Consider the following 23719-nt stretch of genomic DNA (forward strand, 5'->3'; position numbering starts at 1 on the left):
GAGAGAACCACCATGCGCGCTGCCATCCTGGCCACGCTTCTGATGCTGCCACTGCCCGTGCTGGCGCAGGAGACGCGGGAGATCGGCCATGTGAACACGGCCATCACCAATCTCGGCCTGACGCGCAGCCACCGCGTGGTGGTGGAACGCTTCGATGATCCGGAGGTGCGCAACGTCTCCTGCTGGATCAGCCAGGCCCGCACCGGGGGCCTGTCCGGGATGCTCGGCGTGGCGGAGGACCCCGCCCGCTTCGCGCTGAACTGCGCCGCGACCGGCGCGGTAGAGATCCAGCCCGGCGCCCGCCGCGGCGACCGCGGCGAGGTGGTGTTCGAAAGCAACACCAGCCTGTTTTTCAAGGAAACCCGCGTGCACCGCTTCATCGATGAGGAGCGGAACACGGTGGTCTACCTGGCCTGGAGCACCAGGCTGATCGACGGCAGTCCCTACAACGCGGTGGCGGTGGTGCCGGCGCGGTAGGGGTTTCGCCCTACCCCACCGCCTCCACCAGCGGCGCGCCCATGCGGTCGCGCCCTTCCTCCACGGCATGGCAGGCGACCATCGTCTGTTCCGTGCCGCGCGCCGGGATCATCGCCGGGATTTCCGCCTTGCAGCGGTCATTCGCCAGCGGGCAGCGCGGGTGGAAGGGGCAGCCGGAGGGTGGGTTGATCGGGCTCGGCACCTCGCCGCCGACCGGGATGCGCTGCCGGCCTGTCATCTCCAGGTCCGGAATCGCCTCCATCAGCGCGCGCGTGTAGGGGTGGCGCGGCGTCTCGAACAGCGTCTCCGCCGGCGCCAGTTCCACCAGTCGGCCGAGATACATGACGCCGACGCGGTCGCTGACCTGCCGCACAACGGCGAGGTTGTGGCTGATGAAGAGGTAGGTGAGCCCCAGCCGCTGCTGGAGGTCCTTCATCAGGTTCAGGATCTGCGCCTGGACCGAGACATCGAGCGCCGAGGTCGGTTCGTCGCAGACCAGGAATTCCGGGTTGGACGACAGCGCGCGGGCGATGGAGATGCGCTGCCGCTGGCCGCCCGAGAATTCATGCGGGAACTTCGCGCCATCGAGAGGGGAAAGGCCGACCTGCGTCAGCAATTGCCCGACCCGCGCCTCGATCTCCGCCTTGTCCTTCGAAAGCCCGAAGGCGCGGATCGGCTCCGCGATGATGTCCTTCACCCGCCAGCGAGGGTTCAGGCTCGCATAGGGGTCCTGGAAGATCATCTGCATGCGGCGGCGCTGGTCGCTATCCGCGCGCGCCTCCGCCAAATCCTTGCCGTCGAAGATCACGCTGCCGCGCGTCGGGTTGTAGAGGCCGACGACCAGGCGGGCCATGGTGGACTTGCCGCAGCCGCTTTCGCCGACCAGCGAGAGCGTCGTGCCCTTCTGGATGGCGAAGGAGACACCATCCACCGCGCGCAGCATCCGCTTGCCCTCCCCGGCCAGCAGGCGCTGGAGGGGTGGGCGGGAGACGTCGAAGAAGCGGGCGACGTCGATCACCTCAAGCATCGGGGTCGCGTCAGCCATGGGCGGCGCCCTCCGCGTCGCGCGCTCCGCGCGCGCCATCCGTTTCTCGCCCAGGGCGCGCGTGATCAGCGTATAGCCAGCACGCAGCCAGATTATCCTCGGCCGGCATCAATTCGGGCCGTTCCACCATGCAGCGATCGAACACCTTCGGGCAGCGCGGGTTGTAGGGGCAGCCCTTCGGGATGGAGGACAGCCGCGGCATGGCGCCATCGATCTGCTGCATCCGGTCGAGCCTGCGGCTGACCGGCGGGATCGATCCCATGAGGCCGGCGGAATAGGGATGCGCCGCGTGCTTCACCACATTGCGCACCGCGCCGATTTCCACGATGCGCCCGGCATACATCACCGCCACCCGGTCCGCCGTTTCCGCGATCACGCCCATGTCGTGCGTGACCAGCATCATCGCCGTCCCCTTCTCCCGCGCCAGGCGCTTCAGCAGGGCGATCACCTGCGCCTGGATGGAGACGTCGAGCGCCGTGGTCGGTTCATCCGCCACGATCAGCTTCGGCTCCGCGCACAAGGCGAGTGCGATCACCACGCGCTGCCGCATGCCGCCGGAGAATTCATGCGGGTAGCTGTCGATGCGCTGCGCCGCGGCGGGAATGCCGACGAGTTCCAGCCACTCGATCGCCTTGGCCCGCGCCTGCGCCGGGTTCAGCGGCAGATGCGTGACCATCGTCTCGATCAGCTGCGCGCCGACGGTGTAGAGCGGGTTGAGCGTGGTCAGCGGGTCCTGGAAGATCGCACCGATCTGCCGCCCCCTGATCTGCCGCAGTTCCTGGTAGGCAAGGTTGTCGATGCGACGACCCTCCAGCAGGATCTGCCCGCCGGCGATGCGGCCGGGCGGTTCCAGCAGGCCGATGATCGCCGCGCCCGTCATGGATTTGCCGGCGCCGGATTCACCGACCACGCCCAGCACTTCGCCAGGCGCGATGGAGAAGGACACGTCGTTCAGCGCGACCAGCGTGCCGCGACGGGTGGGGAACTCGACCCGCAGGTTGCGGACTTCGAGAATGGGCTTCACGTCTGACATCACCGGAGCTTCGGGTTCAGGGCGTCGCGCAACCAGTCGCCCAGCAGGTTGACGGACAGCACGAGCACGATCAGCGCGATCCCGGGAAAGATGGTGATCCACCACTCGCCGCTGAACAGGAAGTCGTTGCCGATCCTGATGAGCGTGCCGAGGGAGGGTTGGGTCGGCGGCACGCCGACGCCGAGGAAGGACAGCGTCGCCTCCGCCAGCACCGCGAAGCCGAGGTTGAGCGTCGCGATGACCAGCACGGGGCCGAGCACGTTCGGCAGTACATGCGTGATCATGATGCGGGACTTGGAAAGCCCGATGACGCGCGCGGCCTGCACGTATTCCTTGTTGCGCTCCACCAGCGTCGATCCGCGCACGGTGCGGGCGAAGGACGGCCAGTTGGAGATGCCGATGGCGAAGATCACGACATAGAGCGCGATCTGGTCATGCACCTCACGCGGCAATGCCGCGCGCACCACGCCATCGATCAGCAGCGCGACCAGGATGGTCGGGAAGGTCAGCTTGATGTCGGCGATGCGCATCAGCACCGCATCCACCGTACCGCCCATATAGCCGGCCGCGAGGCCGACCGTGATGCCAAGGGAGACGGAGAGCAGCACCGCGCAGAAGCCGACCAGCAGCGACACCCGCGCGCCATACATGATGGCGGAGAGCACGTCCCGCCCCTGGTCGTCCGTGCCCAGCAGGTAGGTGGGGTCGCCCTCATCCGTCCAGGCTGGCGGCTTGAAGGCGTCCATCAGCTGCAGGGACGCCAGGTCGAAGGGGTTGTGCGGCGCGATCCAGGGCGCCAGCACCGCGCCGCCGATGCAGATGAAGGCCACGATGGCGGAAGCCACCGTGATCGGCGACCGGGTGAAGGAATACCAGATGTCGCTGTCGAAGAAGCGCGCGAGGGCGCCTGGCGTCGTTCCGGACTGGGCCATGGTTCAGTGCCCCCCCTTGCCGCCGCCGATGCGCAGACGGGGGTCCACGGCGTAGTACAGCAGGTCCACGATCAGGTTGATGCTGACGAACATCAGCGCGATCAGCAGCAGGTAGGCGGACATCACGGGGATGTCGGCCGCACCCACGGATTGGATGAACAGCAGCCCCATGCCGGGCCACTGGAACACCGTCTCCGTCACGATGGCGAAGGCGATGATGGCGCCGAGCTGGAGGCCCGTGATGGTGATGACCGGCACCAGCGTGTTCTTCAAGGCGTGCCCGAAATGCACTGCGCGGTTGGACAGCCCCCGCGCGCGGGCGAATTTGATGTAGTCGGTCCGCAGCACTTCCAGCATCTCCGCCCGCACCAGGCGCATGATCAGCGTCAGCTGGAACAGGCCGAGCGTGATGGAAGGCAGGATCAGTGCCTTAAGCCCCGACCAGGTGCCAAGACCCGTGCTCCACCAGCCCCAGCGGATCGTGTCGCCGCGGCCGAAGCTCGGCAGCCATCCCAGCCAGACGCTGAAGGTCAGGATCAGCAGGATGCCGATCAGGAAGGTCGGCAGGGAAACGCCGATCAGGCTGAACGTCAGGAAGAAGCGGGACAGCCAGGAATTGCGATAGAGGCCCGTATAGACCCCCATCGGCACGCCGATGGCGAGTGCCAGCGCGGCGGCGCAGAGCGCCAGTTCCAGCGTCGCCGGCGCGCGTTCCGCGATCAGATCCGCGACCGGCCGTGACAGCCGGTAGGACAGGCCGAATTCGCCCTGCGCCGCATTCACGACGAATTTGAAGAACTGCACGAAGAAGGGCTGGTCCAGCCCCAGGTCGGAGATCAGCTGCGTGCGCTGCGCTTCCGTGTAGTCCTGGCCGAGCATGATGGCGACGGGGTCGCCGACATAGGCGAACATCGCGAAGGACAGCAGCGCCACCGTCAGCATGACGGGTAGCGCCTGCAGCACGCGGCTGACGATGAAGGCGAACAAGGGCGGTGTATTCCTTCAGGGGTCACGGGGCGCGCGCGTCAAAGCGCACGCCCCGGGCTTGGTCAATCGACGCGCGCGAAGCGGAAGAAGGGCTGGTTGTTCGCGGCGTGCGGCACATGGACGTTGCCGCGCATCGCCCAGGGGATCATCTGGTGATGCAGCGGGATATGGGGCACGTCCTCCCGGTAGATGCGCAGCGCCTCATGGATCGCGGCGGTGCGGCTTTCCCCGGTCTCGGTCTTCATGCGCTGGATGAGGGCATCCATGCGCGGGTTGGAATAGCGCCCGTAGTTCCAGATGCCATCGCCCTGCGCGCCATTCCGCGTCGCGACCAGGGACTGGAAGGAATACAGCGCATCCAGCGCCGGCACGCCCCAGCCGAGCAGATACACGCTGACATCGTCGCGCTGGATCTGCGCGAAGAAGGGCGCAAGCGGCTGGGCGCGGACGCTGGTCCGCACGCCGATCCGCGCCCACATCGCCGCGATGGCCTGGCAGATCTGCTCGTCATTGATGTAGCGGTTGTTCGGGCAGTCCAGCGTGATGCCGAAGCCGTTGGGGTAGCCGGCCTCCGCCAGCAGCGCGCGGGCGCGGGCGGCGTCAAAGGGCAGGCGGACATCCTCGGCCGCCGTGTAGCCATTGACCTGCGGCGGGAAGAAGGTGCCGGTCGGCACGCTGAAGCCGCGCATCGTGGTGCGATGGATCGCCTGGATGTCGATGGCGTGATACAGCGCCTGGCGCACCCGGAGGTCCTTCATCGGGTTGCGGCCGCGCACATCGCTGTACAGCAGTTCATCCCGATAGGTGTCCATCGCCAGGAAGATGGTCCGGATCTCCGGCCCCTCCACCACGCGGATGTTCGGCGCGTTGCGCAGCCGCGCCAGGTCCTGCAGCGGCGGGTCGAGCACGAAATCGACCTCACCGGACAGCAGCCCCGCGATGCGCGTGGCGTCCGAGGCAATGGGGCGGAACACCAGTTCCTGGATGTTGGCGTTGGTGTTGTCCGGCTCCCGCCAGCCGAACCAGTCGTCGTTCCGGCGCATCACGGTGCGCACATCGCCTTCGCGCGACACCAGGCGGAAGGCGCCGGTGCCGTTGGCGTTGCGGACGGTGTGCATCTCCTCCCGCGCCCGCGTGTTCTGCGGGCGGGTGGCGTTGTGCTTTTCCAGCCACGACCGGGACGCGATGTATACGGAAGCCAGCTTGTTCGGCAGGATCGGGTCCGGGAGCTTCAGGACGATGTCGACGGTGAAGTCGTCCACCTTCTCCGCGCGCTCCACCGTATCGACGAAGATGCCGAAATTGGAGGTCGGCATCAGCGCCCGCTGGATGCTGAACACCACGTCGTCGGCCGTGAAGGCCTCGCCTTCATGGAAGCGCACGCCCTGGCGCAGCGTCAGGCGCCAGCGTGTCGGCTCCACCGCCGTCCAGGCCGTGGCCAGGCCGGGGCGCAGCGTCAAATCCGCGTTGCGCGTGATCAGCGTATCGTACATCTGCTGCAGGATCATCGCGACCGTGCCGATGTTCTGGCTGTGCGGGTCGAGCGTGTTCGCATCCCCCGCCGCCGACCATCGCACGGTGCGGTTCTGCGCCTGCGCATCCCCGGCCATCACACCGAGGCCCAGGCCGGCGCCCAGCACGGCGGCGGCGGCCAACAACATCCTTCGCATCACCCGGAACTCCCCGTTCGCATCGCGGATCGTCTGTCCGCGTCTGTGAAGCCCCGGTCATTATCCCGCCGCGATGGCAGGGGGAAGCCCGATGTTCAGATCTGCCGGCCGGGCTGGGTGGCCGGCGCCCCATCCTTTGCCCAATCCTTCAGCAGCGTATAGCCCACTGCCAGCAGGACAGGCCCCAGGAACAGCCCGAGGATCCCGAAGGCCAGGACTCCCCCGATCGCCCCCAGCAGCGTCAGCAGCAGCGGCAGGTCCGCGCCCCGGCTGATCATCCAGGGCCGGATGAAGTTATCCACGGAGGAAATGCCCCCCGCCCCGTAGACCAGCATGAAGAACCCCCACCCCGTCTGCCCCTGGGTGAACAGCCAGATGGTGGCGGGGATCCAGATGACCGGCGCCCCGATCGGCAGGATGGAGATCACCCCCGCCACCACCCCCAGCAGCACCGGCTGCGGCACGCCCGCGATCCACAGGCCGAAGGTCGTCATGGCCCCCTGGACGATGGCGGTGCCCAGCAGCCCATAGACCACGCCCCGCGTCACATCCCCCGTCAGCTGGATCAGCCGCCGCGTCCGCGGGCCGGCCAGCTTTTCCATCACCCGTTCCGCCTGGGCCGCGATGGCGGGCCCGTCCCGGTAGAAGAAGAAGGCCAGGAAGATCGCCAGCAGCAGCTCCGCCAGCCCCGACAGCACCGCCAGCAGCAGGGACAGCGCGTTGGAGGCGATGGTCCCCGCGAAGGGCTTCACCGCGTCGAACAGCCCGGCGAAGGTGGAATCCCAGCCCTCCAGGTAGCTGCGCGCCGTCTCCCCCACATAGGGAAGGGTGCCGAGCCAGGCGACGAAGTTCGGCAGCCCCTCCAGCAGCAGCCGCTCCACGCTGCTCCGCAGGCCCTCGATCTCCTCCCGGCTGGTCGGGGTCGCGAAGACCAGCGGCAGGCCGATCAGGACGAATTCCAGCGTCACCATCACCAGCGCGGCCTTGCCGGGCGACAGGCCGGTGCGTTCGCGCAGCAGCCGGAAGGCGGGCCAGGTGGTGAAGGCCAGGATCATCGCCCAGAGCAGGGCGGAGACGAAGGGCCGCAGCACCAGGAAGCAGCCCGCCCCCAGGAGGCCCAGCGCGAACAGCCCGAGCAGACGGGCGGGTCGGATCGTATCCTGGTCCATGGTCACTCCGGGGCGGGGTGGGACAGCCATAGCCGAACCCCGGCCCGAGCGCAGCAGCAACCCCGCCCGCCGCAACCCTGCCCGGACCAACCCCGCCGGCCCACGCCGGGCTTGCCCGTCCCTGTCCCCCGGGGCATCACCTGCCCAGGGACAGGAGACCGATCATGCCGCGCTTCGCCGCCAACCTCTCGATGATGTTCAACGAAGTGCCCTTCCTCGACCGGTTCGAGGCCGCGGCCAAGGCGGGGTTCAAGGCGGTCGAGTTCCTCTTCCCCTATGATTTCGCCGCCGCCGACATCGCCGCCCGCCTCAAGGACAACGGCCTGCAGCAGGTGCTGTTCAACGCGCCCCCCGGCGACTGGACGAAGGGGGAGCGCGGCCAGGCCGCCCTGCCCGGCCGCCAGGCCGAGTTCCGCGAAGGTTTTCGCCGCGCGCTGGACTACGCAGCCGCCCTCTCCTGCCCCCGCATCCACGTGATGTCCGGCCTTGCCCCGGCCGGCGTGGCGCATGACAGCATGACCGGCACCTTGGCCGCCAACCTGGCCTGGGCCGCCGAACAGGCGAACCCCGCCGGCGTGAAGCCGGTGATCGAGCCGATCAACCACCGCGACATCCCCGGCTTCTTCCTCAACACCCTGGCCCAGGGCGCCGCGGTGATCGAGGCCGTGGGCGCCGACAAGGTCGGCCTGCAATTCGACCTGTATCACTGCCAGATCACGGAAGGTGACCTGGTGAAGCGCGTCGAGAAGTACCTGCCGATCACCGCCCATATGCAGGTCGCCGACAATCCCGGCCGGAACGAGCCCGGCACCGGCGAGGTCAACTGGCCCTTCGTGTTCAAGAAGATCGACGAACTCGGCTTCCGCGGCTGGATCGGCTGCGAATACAAGCCGGCCGCGGAGACGAATGCCGGCCTCGGCTGGTTCGCCCCCTACAAGGGCTGATGGTGTCCTTCACGCTGCACCCGGAGGAGGATCTGCTGCTGGTCGTCGACCCGCAGCCCACCTTCATGGCACTCTGTCCCGATGAACTGCCGGTGCCGGGGGCGGAGGCGGTGATCCCCGTGATCAACCGCATCCTCGCCGGCCCCATCGCCCGCGCCGTGGTGACGCAGGACTGGCACCATCCACGGCACCTGTCCTTCGCCAGCCAGCATCCCGGCAGACGGCCGCTGGAGACGGTGGACCTGCCCTACGGGACTCAGGTGCTGTGGCCGGACCACGGCGTGCGCGCCACCCCGGGCGCCGCCATCCATGCCGACCTCGACCAGGCCAAGGTCGTGATGATCCTGCGCAAGGGTTTTCGCCAGGCGATCGACAGCTATTCGGGCTTCCGGGAGAACGACCGGCAGACCGGCACCGGCCTCGCCGAATGGCTGCGCGCGGTCGGTGTCCGGCGCCTGTTCATCGCCGGCATCACCCGCCCCTTTTGCGTGGACTGGACGGCGGAGGACGCCGCCGCCGCGGGCTTCGAGACCTGGGTGGTCGAGGATGCCTGTTCCCGCCTTGGCCCCGACGATGCCCTGGATGCCAGCCGCAACCGGCTGGAAGCCCAGGGCATCCGCTTCACCACCGCCGACCAGCTTCACGGAGAGAACGCATGAAAATCGGATTCCTCGGCCTCGGCATCATGGGCCGCCCCATGGCCGGCCACCTCAAGGCCGCGGGCCATGACGTCACGGTGGTGGAGCGCAAGTCGCTGACCGCCGAGGACCGCGCCACCTTCGCCGTGGTGCCGACCGCCGCCGCCGTGGCCGCGGGCGCCGAGATCGTCATCACGATGGTGCCCGACACCCCCGATGTGGAAGCCGTCCTGTTTGGCGCGGATGGCGTTGCCGCCGGTCTCAAGCCCGGCACCCTCGTCATCGACATGTCCTCCATCAGCCCCACACAGACGAAAATCTTCGCGGAGAAGATCAAGGCGCTCGGCGGCGAATACCTCGATGCCCCGGTCTCCGGCGGGGAGGTCGGCGCGAAGAACGCCGCGCTGACCATCATGGTCGGCGGCGCCCAGGCCAGCTTCGACCGTGCCCTTCCGGTCTTTGAGAAAATGGGCAAGAACATCACCCTGGTGGGCGAGGAGAACGGCGCCGGCCAGACCTGCAAGGTCGCCAACCAGATCATCGTGGCGCTCACGATCGAAGCGGTTGGCGAGGCGCTGGTCTTCGCCTCCAAGGCGGGCGCCGATCCCGCCAAGGTGCGCCAGGCGCTGATGGGCGGCCTCGCCACCTCCCGCATCCTGGAACTGCACGGGGAGCGGATGATCAAGCGCACCTTCGCCCCGGGCTTCCGGATCGAGCTGCACCAGAAGGACCTGGCGCTCGCGCTGTCCGCCGGCAAGGAACTGGGCGTGGCGCTGCCCAACACCGCCTCCACCGCCCAGCTCATGGCGTCCTGCGCCGCGATGGGCGGCGGGGCCTGGGACCATTCCGGCCTGGTGAAGGCGCTGGAGACGATGGCCGCGCACAAGGTCGCCCCGGACGCCTGACAGGGCGCGACGCATCCGGACCAGTGGCGGCATTGGTCCGGATGCCCTTGCCAGTGGCGCAAGGCCAGGGCATCTCCGGCAGCCTCGCGGACCGTGTCCAGGCGGCGGTGCTATACAACCTAAAGCGGCATTCTCCCACATACCGATACAATTTTTCCGCGTTTTTCACGTTGCATCATGCGTGATCGTCCCGCATTTTAGCGCAGGAACAACGCCCCTGAGATTCTGTCTCCCGGGCGCGGTTGTGTCTTGATGGTGCGACCTACGGGGGATTGCATGCGCTTCGCGGATATCGGGCAGCAGCTTCGGGCCTACAGGCTCGAGTCCGGACTGCGGGCGGAGGAGATCGCCGCCCGCCTCGGCGTCTCACGCGCCGCGCTCTACCGGTATGAGAAGGGCGAGGTCATCAAGCTGGACACGATCCGGCGCCTGGCCGAATTGCTGAAGATCTCGCCGCTCTCCCTGCTCGGCATCGGCGTCGAATACTTCGCGCGTCCCCTCGCCTTCCAGGAACGCCTCCGGCAGGTGGAGGAACAGGCGGACCAGATCCTCGTCGTCGGCGGCGCCTATTGCTACCAGGTCACCAGCGATGCCTTCGACGGCGCCGTGGGCGAAGCCTGGACGGAAGCGGCCGATGCCGCGCCGGAACGGATGCAGGCGCGCGCCAGCGCCGACCAGGCGCTGGGCCTGCTGGCCGCGCGCAAGCGCCTCCATGCCTCCCGCCGCCCGACCATCATCGCCATCCTGAGCGAACCCGCGCTGAAGCGCTTCCTGGCGGAAGGCGTCGCCGCCGGCGTCGGCGTGCCGGAACGCACCCGCCAGCGCTGCCTGGCCGCGGCGCGGCAGGAAGCGGAAGCCATCGCCGCCATGATGGAAAGCGTACCCATCGGCGTGCAGCTTGGCATAGCCACGGGCGCGGAGCCCTCCGGCGGCTTCATGGTCATGCGCGGGCGGGAACGCGCGCATGTCGTCGCCAGCCCCTTCCCGGCCGATACCGCGCCCAATGGCGGGCTCGGCGTGGGGTCCATCACCGCGGCGGATGAAGCCGTGGCGGCGCATCAGCGCGTGGCGGAAGTCGCCTGGCGCGACGCGCTGAAGGGCGCTGCCGCCGCCCAGCGCGTCCGTGACCTCATCAAGGCCACGGGCGGCTGAACGCGGCGTCGTGGGCTACAGGATCATGTCGCTCGCGCTGATGCTCGGCACGCCCTTGATGGCGACCACGAACTCGGCGGTGGCGAAGTCGCCATCCGTGTTAACCCAGAGCAGCCCGGCCTTGTCCCGCAGCGAGTATTCGTAGCGGACCTGGCCGGCGGCGCTGAAGCCGAGATTGCCGATGAAGTCGATCGCCGCGACGCCGGCCACGGCCGCCAGCGCGGAGATGTCGATCCGGTCGCCGGATACGCGGCTGAAATCGGCGATCAAATCGGCCTCCTTCGCCACCAGTTCCAGATCCGAATCGTAGTAGGCGCCAGCCACGTCGGCGGTGGCGGAGGTGCTGTCGGCCAGCGCGAGGAAGCGGAACACGTCCGAACCGCTGCCGCCCACCAGCATGTCGCGGCCCTCGCCACCCGCCAGCGTGTCGTTGCCGCTGCGGCCTTCCAGCCGGTTCGCGGCTTCGCTGCCGATCATGACGTTGCCCGCATCATTGCCGATGCCGACCAGCGCGCTTGCGCCCGTCAGGGTCAGGTCCTCGACATTGGCGGCCAGGCTGAAGGACAGGGTGGCGATCACGCCGTCCCGCCCGCCGCCCAGCGCCTCGATCACCTGGTCCTTCGCATGGTCCACGAAGTAGAGATCGGCCCCCGCGCCGCCCTTCATCAAATCGGCACCGCCGCCGCCATCCAGCGTGTTCGCCCCGGCATTGCCCTCGATCGCGTTGGACAGCGCGGTGCCGGTGCCGGCGATGTCGGCGCTGCCGGTCAGCACCAGATTCTCGATGTTGTCGGACAGCGCGTAGTCGACGCCGATCCGCACCGTGTCGATGCCACCGCGCGCCGTCTCCACCACCACATCGTCGATGCTGTCGAGGACGTAGGTGTCATTGCCCTGGCCGCCCGCCAGCGTATCGGCGCCGAGCCCGCCATCCAGCCAGTTCGCCGCCGTGCTGCCGGCGATCATGTTGTCGAGGTCGTTGCCGATGCCGCGGAGGGCCGTGGAGGCCGTCAGCACCAGGTTCTCGACATGCGCGGCCAGGGTGAAGGAGATGCTGGCCCGGACCACATCGGCCGCGCCCTCCCCAACTGCTTCCACGATCAGGTCGCGCGCATGGTCGACGATGTAGGTGTCGTTGCCATCGCCGCCGATCAGCGTATCGGCGGCGCCGCCGCCATCCAGCCGGTTGTCGCCGATCGTGCCGGTGATCTCGTTCGCCAGTTCGTTGCCGGCGCCGCGAATGGCGGCGCCTTCCAGGAACAGCTTCTCGATGTAGCGGCCGAGCATGAAATCGACGCTGGAATGGACGACATCCGTGCCGCTGCCATCGACCTCGATGACCCGGTCGCCGGCATCGTCCACATGGTAGGTATCGGATCCGAGGCCGCCCGCCATCGTATCCGCGCCCGCGCCGCCATCGATGTCATTGGCCGCGATGTTGCCGGTGATGCGATTGGCCAGCGCATTGCCCGTGCCATCCGAGGCCGCGCGGCCCGTCAGCACCAGGTTCTCGACATTGTCGGCGGTGCCGAGGTCGTAGGTGCCGGTGGACAGCACGGTATCGATGCCACCGCCCAGGCCCTCGATGATCCTGGCGGAGGTGCCGGAGATGACGAAGGTGTCGTTGCCCGTACCGCCATCCAGCGTATCCGCCCCCAGGCCGGCGATCAGGCTGTCATTGCCCGCATTGCCATAGAGGACGTCGTCGCCGGTCGTGCCCGTCAGCGTGTCGTTGTAGCGTGACCCGCGGAGCGTGATGCCGGACGGCGCCGCGGCTGCCGCCAACCCGCCTGCGCCAATAACGACTGTCATGATGGCCTCTGGTGAATAATGAGGCCCTGTCGTCGCGCCGCGATATCACCAGAACTTGAACAATACCGCGATGGTGCGGCAGGCGGTCATGCGGCGCATGATCACACCGGGCGGCGCGCCTCCACCACATCCTCATCCTCCGGGCTTCGCTTCACGCTGAATCCCAGCGACTTCACGAAGGCCAGCATCGGCGCGTTATCCGCCAGCACGCTGCCGACCACGGTGCGGATGCCCGCTTCAGGCGCCCAGTCGAACAGGCGCTGCATCAGCGCCTGGCCGAGTCCCTGCCCTTTCATGCTGGCATCGACGACCACGGCGAATTCGCCCGTCTCCCCATCCGATTCGCGGATGAGGCGGGAGACGCCCAGCATCTCCTCCCGCCCATCGGGCAGGCTGCGGATGGCGACGAAGGCCATTTCCCGGTCGTAGTCGATCTGCGTCATGCGGGCGATCTGCACGCGGGGCAGTTCCCGCAGCTGGCTGAAGAAGCGGTAGCGGATATCCTCCGGCGTCAGCCGCCGGAAGAAGGCGGCATGGGCTTCCGCATCCTCCGGCCGGATGGGGCGGACCAGCAATTCCTCGCCGCCGCGCGTGCGCCAGGGCACCATCCACTCCTCGGGATACGGCGGCACGGCCAGCAGCGCGCTCTCCCCGGCCGGGCGCAGGTCCAGCGCGGCATCCACCGCCATCACGCCGCCCGCATCGGCGAACAGGGGATTGATGCCGAGGCTGGCGATCTCGGGAAAATCCACGGCGATCTGGGACACGCGCACCAGCGCCTCCACCACCGCCTCCATCGCCACCGGCTTGTGGTCCCGGTAGCCCGCCAGCAGCCGGGCGGCCCGGGTGCGGCCGATCAGGGCGCGGGCCAGGCTGTGGTTCAGCGGCGGCAGGTCGAAGCCCTCATCCTCCAGCAGGTCGGCCGCGGTGCCGCCCATGCCGAAGCCGATATGCGGCCCGAACATCGGATCATCGCCCAGCCGCAGCCGCAATTCCTGCGCCCGCGCCGCCTGGCGCTGCACCAGGAAGCCGGATAGCCGCGCATCCGGCCGTTCCGCCTTCACCCGCGCCATCATCGCCATCGCCGCTTCCCGCACCGCGATGGTGCTGCGCAGGCCAAGCGTGACGCCGCCGATCTCCGTCTTGCGCGCGACCTCCGCGCTGCGCAGCTTGAGGACGACGGGGAAGCCCAGCCCCGCCGCGGCCGCGACGGCCTGGTCCACCGTCCGCGCCACACGCCCCTGCACCACCGGCAGGCCATAGGCCGCCAGCACCGCCAGCGCCTCATCCTCCGTCAGCGAAAGCCTTCCCTCCGCCCGCACCCCGGCGAACAGCGCGGTGACGGCGGCGCGGTCGGGGCGCAGCGCCAGCACCTGGCGGCCCGGCAGTTCCGCCGCCGCCGCCCTGTTCTGCCGGTCATGCAGCAGGTGCAGCGCGCCGCGCACCGCCGCTTCGGGGGTGGGGAACACCGCCAGCCCCGCGGCCGCCAGCGCCGCGCGCTGCGCGCCCGCGGTTTCCTGCCCCGCCCAGCACACCAGCACCGGCGCGCGTCGCGTGGCGCGGGCGGCGGCGGATAGCGCGGCGCCGACCGTCACGGGGTCCTCCCCCGCCACCGGGGCATGGACGGCGATGACGGCATCGACCTCCGGCAACCCCGCCAGCATGGAGGCTGCCTCCCCCAGCGTGGTGCCGGCGCGGGGGCCGAGCGTGATGGGGTTCCGCCCGGTCCAGCCGCCACCGATGCCGATGCGCAGCGCCGCCAGCGCGGCCTCCGGCAATTCGGCCAGCCGCGCGCCCCCGGCCAGCACCGCATCGGCCGCCATCAGCCCGAGTCCCGTGGCGTTCCCCACCACCGCGATCCGGTCCCCGGGCCCGCCGGCGGGGTTCAGCTTGACGCGCGCCAGCGTCTCCGCCGCCGAGAGCAGATCATCGAGCCCCGCGACCCGCAGCACGCCGGCGCGGCGCAAGGCGGCCTCCATCACCGCATCCGTGACGCCGGATGGATCATCCAGCCGCCCGCCCGCGCGGATCGCCACCACCGGCCGGGTGCGCGCCGCGGCGCGGGCGGCGGAGATGAAGACGCGGCGGTTCTTGATGCGCCGCAGATCGAGCAGGATGGCCGCCGTGCCGGGGTCCCTCGACAGCCAGTCCAGCGCATGGGCGAAGCCGAGATCGGCATTGCCGCCGATGCCGATGACATGGCTGAAGCCGACGCTTTCCGCCGCCGCCCAGTCCAGCACCGCCCGCGCCAGCGCGGAGGATTGGCAGACCAGCGCCAGCTTGCCGATACGGGGCGTGAGGTGGGAGAGCGAGGCATTCAGCCCGATCGCCGGCACGCAGACGCCGAAGCTGCCCTGGCCCAGCGCCCGCACCCCCGTGCGCTTCGACAACGCCATGAGGTCCGGCGCCTGGCCGGGCACGATGGCGGCGAAGCAGCCCCGCGCCGCCAGCGCCAGCATCGCGCCTTCCAGCGCCTCCGGCGCCAGGGACAGCACGGCGAGGTCCGGGGCCTCCGGCAGATCGGCGATGGAGGGCACGGGGTGCAGCCCCGCAGCCTCCATGCCCACCACGAACAGGCTGCCCTTGAAGCCGCCGGCGGCGAGGTTGGCGGCGAGCAGGGCGGAGACCGGCAGCGCCGGATCCGCCACCAGCACCACGCCGCGCGGGCGATACAGCGCTTCCTCATGGAATCGCCCGGCGGGGCGGCGGATCAGGGTGGTGGAGAGGCTCATGATGCGGCGCAGCATGGGGCCGGGGCGTGGCCCGGAACAACCAACGATGTCGGGGGCCTGACGGGGGCTTGCGGCATGGCGGGTTAACGCCTCCGATGGGCTGGCAGAGGAAGCCAGGACGCCATCATGCCCGCACCGGACCCGCGCTGGGACCCCGAAATGCTCGCCTTCCAGTCACTGATGGAGGCGGAGGGCGCGAAGCTGCCGCCCATCGCCCTCACGCTCCCGCTGGACGGGGCGCGGGCGATCACGGAGGCGCTGAACATCCCCCTCGCCGCCGGTGGCCCCGCCATGGCCGAATCGGGCGACCGCTGGCTGCCCGTGCGCGGGCGGCGGCTGCAATGCCGGTTGCACAAGCCGGTCGCGGCCGCCGGCCTGCCCGCGCTGGTCTACATCCATGGCGGCGGCTTCGTGTGGAACAGCATCGACACGCATGACCGGCTGATGCGCGAATACGCTGCCGGCGGCGGCTGCGCCGTGATCGGGCCGGACTATGCGCTCTCCCCCGAAGCCGCCTTCCCCCAGGCGCTGGAGGAATGCGCGGCGGTGGTGCGCTGGGTGGCGCAGCATGGGGCCGAATGGGGGCTCGACCCCAGCCGCATCGTCGTCGGCGGGGACAGCGCCGGCGCCAATTTGGCGATGGGCGTCGCGCTGCTGCTGCGGGAGACCGATCCGGGCCTCAAGCTGCGCGGCCTGCTGCTGAACTACGGGGTCTTCGACGCGGACTTTGACACGCCATCCTACAACGAGTTCGCCGATGGCTATTTCCTGACGCGGGAGAAGATGCGGTTCTACTTCGACTGCTACCTGCCCCGCGCCGCCGACCGGCTGAACCCGCTGGCGAGCCCGCTGCGCGCCGACCTCCGCGGCTTGGCCCCCTGCCTGCTGCACATCTCGGAACTCGATGTGCTGGCCTCCGAGAACTACGCCATGGGCGACAGGCTGCGCGCGGCCGGGGTGGCGGTGGAGCAGACCGTGTTCCCGGGCACGGCGCATGGCTTCCTGCGGTCGCTCAACCATGTCGCGGCGGCGCGGCGGGCGGCGGGCGAGGGCGGCGCCTGGCTGGCGCGGGTGCTGGGGGACTAAAAAATACTACGGATTTAGCCGATTTAGCACATTTAGCCCCGTTTTCGGGGGGGGCGGCGGGAACCCCCACCCCGACCCTCCCCCGCAAAAGCGGGGCAGGGAGAGCAGGCCCTATTCCGGCTGCGATCTCAAGAACATACCAAGAACACTGACGAAAAGCCAGCGCTATCAGTCGGCGGAGAGGGCCCGCTTCGCGACCTCGGCCAGGAAGCCGCTGGCCACCGGCAGGACATCGTCGTTGAAATCGTAGCGGGGGTTGTGGAGTTCGCGGCCATTCTCCGCCGGGCCGTTGCCGATCCAGACGAAGGCGCCGGGCACTTCCTTGAGGAACCAGGAGAAATCCTCACCCGTCATGGCAGGCGGCACGTCCCGGCGCAGCGGCGCCACGGCGGCGGCGGCACCGGCGGCCAGGTCCCGTTCCGCCGGGTCGTTGGCCGTGACCTCCACCCCCTGCTTCCAGTTGACCGCGGCCTCCACCGCGCAGGTGGCGGCGATGCCATGGGCCACGCGGTGCAGGGCTTCCTTGATGGTCGCGCCGGCGCTGTCGGCCAGCCAGCGGGCGGTGCCGCGCAGCGTGACGCGGGCGGGGATCTGGTTCTGCGCCTCGCCGCCCTCGACGATCGTCACGCTGACCACGCCGCCGGCCAGGGGATCGACATTGCGGCCGACCACGGATTGCAGCGCCACGATGCAATGTCCCGCCGCCACCATCGGGTCGCGGGACAGATGCGGCAGCGCGGCATGGGCAGCGTGGCCGTCGAAGGTGATGTCGAAGCGCGCGCCGGCGGCCATCACCGCCTTGTCATGCACCGCGATGGTGCCGGCGGGCAGGCCGGGCCAATTGTGCCAGCCGAAGATGCGATCCATCGGGAAGCGCTTGAACAGCCCTTCCTCCACCATGCCGATGGCGCCGCCGCCGCCTTCCTCCGCGGGCTGGAACACCAGATGGACGGTGCCGGCCCAGGACGGGTCCGCCAGCAGCAGTTTGGCCGCGCCAAGCAGTGCCGTGGTGTGGCCATCATGCCCGCAGGCATGCATCACGCCGGGGATGGTGCTGCGATGGGGCAGCAGCTCATTCACTTCCTGGATCGGCAGGGCGTCCATGTCGCCCCGCAGGCCGACGCTGCGGTTGCCGCCGCCGGTCGTGCCCCCGCCGCGCCGCAAGGTCGCCACCACGCCATGGCCGGCGAAACCGGCGGTGATCTCCTCCACCCCCATCTCCCGCAGCCTGGCCACGACGAAGGCGGCGGTGTCGCCCTCCTGCAGCGTCAGGCCGGGATGGGCGTGGAGATGACGGCGCCAGGCCGTGAGCGTGTCGGCGAATGCGGTGTCCATGGCATAGTGGTAGCGGCTTCGCTTCGCAGGCTCCATCCCCCGATGCATCCATCTTGGGCACAAGCGACATCCCGGCCTGCCCGGCCCGAACCACAAGCCCTCCGTGGCGCTAGGACATCGTGAGACACCACACCCCGGTCGCCATCCTGCTGTCGATGCTGCTTCTCGCCGGGCCGGCGGCGGCGCAGGACCAGGCCGGCATCCCCTATGCCACCACCATCGCGCCGAGCGGCGTGGAGGGGCTGGACGGTGCCCTGGCCGATGCCTCCCGCCTGCGTCGCCTGGCGGAGGAAGCGCCGGTGGATGGCTTCGGCCTGGTGGCCCGCGCGCTGGCGGAGCCGCGCCTGCTGGACGACGTCTTCCGCTCCGAGGGCTATTGGGCCGCAGGGGCCACGGTGCTGGTCGACGGCCAGCCCGCCACCACGCCGGGACTGGCCGAACGGCTGGGCGCACGGCCCGATGGCCAGCCCGTGCCGGTCGAGGTCCAGCCAGCCCCCGGCCCCCGCTACACGCTCCGCCGCATCGCTCTGCGCCCCGCCACCCCGGCGGAGGCCCCGGCCGTGGCGGCGCTGGGCGAACCCTCCGGCCTGGCTGCCGGGGACCCCGCGCGATCCGCCCCGGTGCTGGACGCCGAGACCGACCTGATCGACCGGCTGCGCCGCGCCGGCCACCCTTTGGCCGCGGTGGTGGAACGCGACGTGGTGGTGGACCATGAGGCACAGGCGATGGATGTCGCCTGGACCCTCTCCCCCGGCCCCGCCGCCCGCTTCGCGCCGCCGATCATCGCCGGCGACAGCGCCGTGTCCCGCGCGCTGACGGGCCGCATCGCCGCGCGCCTGGCAGGCCAGCCCTACGCCCCCGCCACGCAGGAGCGCACCAGGCGCGAATTGATGGCGCTCGGCGCCTTCGACAGCGTGCGCGTCCGCGCGGCGCAGCGGCTGGACGAGACGGGCGCCCTGCCCGTGACCTTCACGCTGAACGACCGGCCGCGCAACGCGGCGGGGTTCAACCTGAGCTACGAGACGAATTACGGCCCCTCCGGCAGCGTCTACTACGAACGCCGCAACGCCTTCGGGAATGCCGAGCGGCTGCGGCTGGAGGCGACGGTCTCCCGCCTCGGCGCCGGGGGGGGCGCGGAGGATGTGAACAGCCGCATCGCCGCCAATCTGCGTCGCCCCGGGCTGATGGATGGCAGCACCACGCTGGTGGCGGAAGTGGCGGCGGTGCGGGAGCGTCTGGAAGCCTATGACCGGGACGCCATCGTCGCTTCCTTATTGCTTGAACGCCCGTTCGGCGAACGCTGGGTGTTGCAGACCGGGCCGAGCCTGGAGACGGGGCGGATCGGGCGCGACGGCAACTGGCAGGAATTCCAGCTGGCGGGCTGGGTCCTCGGCGCACGGTATGACGGCACGGATAATCTCCTGGACCCGCGCCAGGGCTTCCGCGCCAGCGCGACGGTGACGCCCTTCGCCGATGTGCTGGAAGGCGGCGGCTTCATCCGGGCGCTGGGCACGGTCCGCACCTATCACGACTTCACCAGCGATGGCGGGTCCGTCCTGGCGTTGCGGGGCACGCTGGGCAGCCTGGTGGGGGCGGACCGGGCCGTGCCGCTGGACAAGCGCTTCTATGCCGGCGGCGGCGGGTCCGTCCGCGGCTACAGCTACCAATCCATCGGCCCGCGCGACGCGCGCAACCGGCCGGATGGCGGGGCATCGCTGGTGGAGGGCTCGGTCGAGTTGCGCCAGCGCCTGCGCGGCAATCTCGGCATGGTGGCCTTCATCGATGCCGGCAGCGTCGGGGAGCGGGAGACGCCGTCGTTCAGCGACGTGCGCCTCGGCGCCGGGCTTGGCGTGCGCTACGCGACCGCGATCGGGCCGGTGCGGCTGGATGTGGCGGTGCCGCTGGACAGGCAGGAAGGGGATGCCGGCTACGGCATCTATGTCGGTCTTGGCCAGGCCTTCTGAGATTCAGCCCGCCGCCACCCCGCCGCGCCGCCGCCTGCGCTGGCTGCGCTGGCTGGGCGGCGCGCTGCTGGCGCTGGTGCTGCTGCCGGTGGCGGCCCTGGGCGGCGCGCTGCTCTACGCCAACAGCGAGGGCGGGCGGGCGCGGATCGCCGCGCTGGTATCCGCGCAGGTGCCGGGCCTCACGCTGCAAGGGCTGGAAGGCCCCCTGCCCGGCCGCCTGGCGCTGGGCCGCATCACCATGGCGGACCGGCAGGGCGTGTGGCTGGAGGTGGAGGGCGCGCGGCTCGCCTGGGACCCGCTGGCGCTGCTGGGGCGGCAGGCGCATGTCACGCTGCTGGCCGCGGATCGCGTCGCGCTGCACCGCCTGCCGGAAGCGGGGCCCGACCCGGTGCCCGCGGAACCGCCCGGCCCGCTGATCCCCGAATTGCCGCAACTCCCCCTCGGCATCCGGCTGGACCGGCTGGAGGTCGCGCGGATCGAGATCGGCCCCGCCATCGCGGGGGAAGCCGCGGCGCTGCGGCTGGCGGGAAATGCGCGGCTGGACGATGCCGGGCTGACAGCGGCGCTGGATGTGAACGCCATCGGCGCGGAGGACAGCATCGGCCTGGAAGCCGCGCTGCGGCCGGGAACCGGCAGGCTTTCCGCCCGCGTCACGCTGCGCGGCGCGGCGGGCGGGCCGGTGGCGCGCATCGCGGGGCTGGCGGGCCGCGCGCCATCGCTGGACCTGGCGCTGGACGGGCCGGCGGAAGGCGCGGCGCTGTCGCTGCGGGCCGATGCCGGGCCGGGGCTCTCCGCGGTGCTGGACGGCACGATCAGCGCGCCGGACGTCACCCGGCTCGGCGCCGACCTCACGGGCCGGGTCGATGCATCGGGGCTGCTGGAGGCGCCGCTGGCCGCGCTGGCCGGGCCACTCGACATCGCCTTGCGCGGCGGGCGGATGCCGGATGGGGCGGTGGATCTGGCGGCGCTGCGCATCGCGGGCCGGGGCGGGGTGGTGGAGGCATCGGGCCGCATCCTGCCGGATGGCCGCAGCATCGATGCGGAGGCGCGGATCGCGCTGGCGGGCAGCGATGTCTTCGCGCCGCTGCTGGCCGGCGCGCCCCTCGGCTGGTCCGCGATCGAGGCCACCGTGAAGGCGGAAGGCCCGATGGCCGCGCCGACCATCGACGTGACCCTGGCGCCGCAGGGCTTTTCCTCCACCATCGCACCCGCCGCCGCGCTGCTCGGCCCGGCGCCGCGCGCCACGCTGCGGGCAACGCTGCCGGACCGGATCGCGCTGCTGACGGTGACGGGCGCGGCCTTGCAGGCGGAGGCCTCGGGGCTGGTCGGCGCGATGCTCGACCTGCGCTTCGCCGCCGATGTGGCGGCGGCGGAAGGCGCGGTGCCGGGGGTGGCGGGCGCGCTGCGCCTTTCCGGCACGGCGAGCGGCGAGGCGGTGAACCCGACCCTGACCGTCACCGCGGCCTCCGAAAGGCTGGAAGCCGCGGGGCAGGTGCTGGAAGCCCTGAAGCTGGATGCGCGGGTGGCGACGCCCGCCACCCTGCCCGCCGTGGCGGCGACGCTGGAAGGTCGCTTCCAGGGCCTGCCACTGGCGCTGGACCTGCAAGGCGGGCCAGAGGGGGAAGGCACGCTGCGGCTGCGCGCCGCCACCGCCCGGCTGGGGCCGGCGACGCTGGAGGCATCGGGCCTGCTGCGCCTGGCGGGGCCGGTCTTTGAGGGCCAGGCCACGCTGGCCGCGCCGGACCTGGCGCCCCTCTCGGCCATCGCCGGGCAGCCCCTGGCGGGGGCGATCAGGCTGGAAGCGGTGGGCACGGCGCGGGACGGCGCGCAGCACCTGGAAGCAAGGCTGACGGCGCCGCGCCTGCTCGCGGGCGGGGTGGAGGCGCGGGACCTGGCCGCGACCGTCACCGGCACCGCGGCGGAGGCGGAATTCCGCCTCTCCGGCCGCGCGATGGAGATCGAGGCGGAGCTGCGCGGCCGGCTGACCGCGCAGGCGGAAGGTGCAAGGCGGATCGAGCTGTCGGTGCTGCGTGCGACGACAGGCGGGGAGACGATCCGCCTGGCCGCGCCGGCCCGGATCGGGCTGCGGGCGGATGGCGGGGTGGAGATCGGCGCGCTGTCCCTGGTGGCCAATCGCGGCGCCACGCTGCGCGCGGAAGGGAATTGGGGGCCGGAACGGGCGGATGTGCGGGTGGGGCTGGCGGTGCCGGACCTGGCCGCGCTGGCGCCCCTCGCGCCCGGAGTGGAGCCCGCCGGCCGCGTGACGGCGGAGGCGCGCATCACCGGCCGCGTGACGGCGCCGGAAGTGACGGCCACGCTGCGCGGCACGGCGCTGCGGGCCGCCGCCACGCGCGGCCTGCCGGCAGGGGAGGTCACGGCGGAGCTGCGGCGGGATGCGGCGGGGCTGGCGACGCTGCGGGCCTCGGCCAGCCTGGGTCCGCAGACCAGGCTGACGGCGACGGGCCGCCTGGCGGCCAATGGCGGGATCGAGGGCGCGCTGGACGGGGCCGTCGATATCGGCGGGCTCGCGGGGCCGCTGCTGGCGGCGGGGGCGGACCGCGTAGCCGGGCGCGCCACGGTGGCGCTGCGGGCTTCCGGCACGCTGGCCGCCCCCGTGCTTGGGGGCGAGGTTCGGCTGGCGGCGGGGTCCTGGCGGAATGCGGTGATGGGCGTCGCCTTCACCGACCTCGGCGGCACGATCCGCGCCGATGGCACGCGGATGCGGGTGGATCTGGCCGGGCGGACGGCGGGCCAGGGCAGGATCACGCTGGCGGGCAGCATCGACCCGCTGGCCGATGGCATGCCGGTGGACCTGGTGCTGCGGGCGCAGGCGGCGCAGCCCGTCGCCAGCGATCTGGTGCGCGCGACGCTCGACGCCGATGTCACGGTGCGGGGCGCGGTCGGCACGGGGCTGGAGGTGGCGGGCCTGGCCCGCGTGGCGCGGATGGACATCCGCATCCCCGACCAGCTGCCGGGATCGGTGCGCAGCCTGGGCAGCGTGACGGAGGTGGGGCAGGTGCCGGGCCGCCCGCCGCCGCCGCGGCGCACGCGCCAGGCGCCGGAGGAACCGGGCGCGCCCATCACCCTCGCGCTGCGGATCGAGGCGCCGCGCAACATCTTCATCCGCGGGCGCGGGCTGGATGCGGAACTCGGCGGGACGCTGCAGATCGGCGGGCGGGTGGATGCGCCGGACATCACCGGCGACATCACCCTGCGCCGGGGTGAGATCAGCGTGCTGGCACGGCGCCTGACGCTGAGCCGCGGCCGGCTGGATTTCCAGGGCGGGCTGCTGCCGGAGCTGGATTTCGAGGCCAGCAGCCAGGCCGGGGGCACCACCGTGCGGGCGACGGTGACGGGGCCGCCGAACGCGCCGGTGATCGGCTTCAACTCCACGCCGGAACTGCCGCAGGACGAGGTGCTGGCCAGGCTGCTCTTCGACCGGCCGGTCAGCGACCTCAGCCCCTTCGAGGGCGCTCAGCTGGCCCAGGCCATCGTCGGCGCCACGGGGGTGGCCGGTGGCGGGGCTTCCGGCGTGCTGGACCGTCTGCGGCGCACCTTCGCGCTGGACCGGCTTGCGGTCGGCGGCGGGGGGGAGAATGCGTCGCGCACGACCAATGCGGAGGAACGCAACGGGCCGACGCTGGAAGCCGGGCGCTACATCGCGGACGGCGTCTATGTCGGCGTGAGGCAGGGCACGGATAGCGGATCATCCCGCGTCGGCGTGCGCGTGGATCTGACGCCGCGCATCCGGCTGGAGGCCGAGACGGGGGACCGGGAGGCCGGGGAGCGTGTCGGCGTGTCGATGGAGTGGCAGTGGGGGCGGTAGCCCCCGGGGGAG

At 71.0% G+C, this 23719-nt stretch carries 17 protein-coding genes; 8 read left to right on the forward strand and 9 right to left on the reverse strand.

Translation table 11 applies throughout. The annotated features are described in order from the left end of the window. The first annotated feature begins 12 nt into the window (after positions 1 to 12). Positions 13 to 477 carry a CreA family protein gene (locus ACTIE5_RS05125; RefSeq protein WP_439548607.1) on the forward strand — a complete coding sequence of 155 codons (465 nt, stop codon included), beginning with the start codon at positions 13 to 15 and terminating at the stop codon, positions 475 to 477. Between the two features lie 10 nt (positions 478 to 487). Here the strand turns inward: ACTIE5_RS05125 and ACTIE5_RS05130 are convergent, their stop codons facing one another. The 6 genes from ACTIE5_RS05130 to ACTIE5_RS05155 form a co-directional block, all read right to left on the reverse strand. Then, positions 488 to 1522, reverse strand: coding sequence for an ABC transporter ATP-binding protein (locus ACTIE5_RS05130; protein WP_439548608.1), 1035 nt, complete (start codon positions 1520 to 1522; stop codon positions 488 to 490). Beyond that, on the reverse strand, positions 1515 to 2555 hold the full coding sequence (locus ACTIE5_RS05135; protein WP_439548609.1) for an ABC transporter ATP-binding protein: 1041 nt from the start codon (positions 2553 to 2555) through the stop codon (positions 1515 to 1517). Before ACTIE5_RS05135 ends, ACTIE5_RS05130 begins: the two co-directional genes overlap by 8 nt. After that, positions 2555 to 3487, reverse strand: a complete 933-nt coding sequence (locus ACTIE5_RS05140) for an ABC transporter permease (protein WP_439548610.1) — start codon at positions 3485 to 3487, stop codon at positions 2555 to 2557. The genes ACTIE5_RS05135 and ACTIE5_RS05140 overlap by 1 nt, the downstream gene beginning before the upstream one ends. 3 nt (positions 3488 to 3490) lie before the next feature. Next, complete coding sequence (locus tag ACTIE5_RS05145; protein WP_439548611.1) at positions 3491 to 4474, reverse strand: ABC transporter permease; 984 nt, start codon at positions 4472 to 4474, stop codon at positions 3491 to 3493. A 62-nt stretch (positions 4475 to 4536) separates the two neighbouring features. Then, a complete protein-coding gene (locus tag ACTIE5_RS05150) occupies positions 4537 to 6144 on the reverse strand; it encodes an ABC transporter substrate-binding protein (RefSeq protein ID WP_439548612.1) in 1608 nt (535 codons plus the stop codon). Positions 6145 to 6239: 95 nt separating this feature from the next. Continuing rightward, positions 6240 to 7313 (reverse strand): AI-2E family transporter, encoded by a 1074-nt coding sequence (locus ACTIE5_RS05155; protein WP_439548613.1) that lies wholly within the window; start codon positions 7311 to 7313, stop codon positions 6240 to 6242. Positions 7314 to 7477: 164 nt separating this feature from the next. Between ACTIE5_RS05155 and otnI the strand changes: the two genes are divergently transcribed. From otnI to ACTIE5_RS05175, 4 genes are all read left to right on the forward strand, one after another. Further along, positions 7478 to 8257: a 2-oxo-tetronate isomerase gene (gene otnI / locus ACTIE5_RS05160; protein ID WP_439548614.1), complete on the forward strand. Its 780-nt coding sequence runs from the start codon at positions 7478 to 7480 to the stop codon at positions 8255 to 8257. After that, positions 8257 to 8916, forward strand: coding sequence for a nicotinamidase (locus tag ACTIE5_RS05165; RefSeq protein WP_439548615.1), 660 nt, complete (start codon positions 8257 to 8259; stop codon positions 8914 to 8916). Before otnI ends, ACTIE5_RS05165 begins: the two co-directional genes overlap by 1 nt. Further along, the gene (locus ACTIE5_RS05170; protein ID WP_439548616.1) at positions 8913 to 9800 is read left to right on the forward strand and encodes a 2-hydroxy-3-oxopropionate reductase; all 888 of its coding nucleotides are present in this window, start codon (positions 8913 to 8915) and stop codon (positions 9798 to 9800) included. The genes ACTIE5_RS05165 and ACTIE5_RS05170 overlap by 4 nt, the downstream gene beginning before the upstream one ends. A 276-nt stretch (positions 9801 to 10076) precedes the next feature. Beyond that, a complete protein-coding gene (locus ACTIE5_RS05175; RefSeq protein WP_439548657.1) occupies positions 10077 to 10952 on the forward strand; it encodes a helix-turn-helix domain-containing protein in 876 nt (291 codons plus the stop codon). A 15-nt stretch (positions 10953 to 10967) separates the two neighbouring features. On the opposite strand, the gene ACTIE5_RS05180 is transcribed toward ACTIE5_RS05175, so the two are convergent. Then, positions 10968 to 12764 (reverse strand): hypothetical protein, encoded by a 1797-nt coding sequence (locus ACTIE5_RS05180; RefSeq protein ID WP_439548617.1) that lies wholly within the window; start codon positions 12762 to 12764, stop codon positions 10968 to 10970. A gap of 101 nt (positions 12765 to 12865) precedes the next feature. Continuing rightward, positions 12866 to 15511: a bifunctional acetate--CoA ligase family protein/GNAT family N-acetyltransferase gene (locus tag ACTIE5_RS05185; RefSeq protein WP_439548618.1), complete on the reverse strand. Its 2646-nt coding sequence runs from the start codon at positions 15509 to 15511 to the stop codon at positions 12866 to 12868. A gap of 111 nt (positions 15512 to 15622) precedes the next feature. Between ACTIE5_RS05185 and ACTIE5_RS05190 the strand changes: the two genes are divergently transcribed. Then, a complete protein-coding gene (locus tag ACTIE5_RS05190; RefSeq protein ID WP_439548619.1) occupies positions 15623 to 16582 on the forward strand; it encodes an alpha/beta hydrolase in 960 nt (319 codons plus the stop codon). Positions 16583 to 16750: 168 nt separating this feature from the next. Here the strand turns inward: ACTIE5_RS05190 and ACTIE5_RS05195 are convergent, their stop codons facing one another. Then, on the reverse strand, positions 16751 to 17953 hold the full coding sequence (locus tag ACTIE5_RS05195) for an amidohydrolase (protein WP_439548620.1): 1203 nt from the start codon (positions 17951 to 17953) through the stop codon (positions 16751 to 16753). An 83-nt stretch (positions 17954 to 18036) separates the two neighbouring features. On the opposite strand from ACTIE5_RS05195, the gene ACTIE5_RS05200 reads away from it, so the two are divergent. Together ACTIE5_RS05200 and ACTIE5_RS05205 are read left to right on the forward strand one after the other, a co-directional pair. Beyond that, positions 18037 to 19881, forward strand: coding sequence for an autotransporter assembly complex protein TamA (locus ACTIE5_RS05200; protein ID WP_439548621.1), 1845 nt, complete (start codon positions 18037 to 18039; stop codon positions 19879 to 19881). Further along, positions 19865 to 23707, forward strand: a complete 3843-nt coding sequence (locus ACTIE5_RS05205; RefSeq protein ID WP_439548622.1) for a translocation/assembly module TamB domain-containing protein — start codon at positions 19865 to 19867, stop codon at positions 23705 to 23707. Before ACTIE5_RS05200 ends, ACTIE5_RS05205 begins: the two co-directional genes overlap by 17 nt. Positions 23708 to 23719 lie beyond the last annotated feature (12 nt).

This window comes from Falsiroseomonas sp. (assembly GCF_051859025.1).
Lineage (GTDB): Bacteria > Pseudomonadota > Alphaproteobacteria > Acetobacterales > Acetobacteraceae > Falsiroseomonas.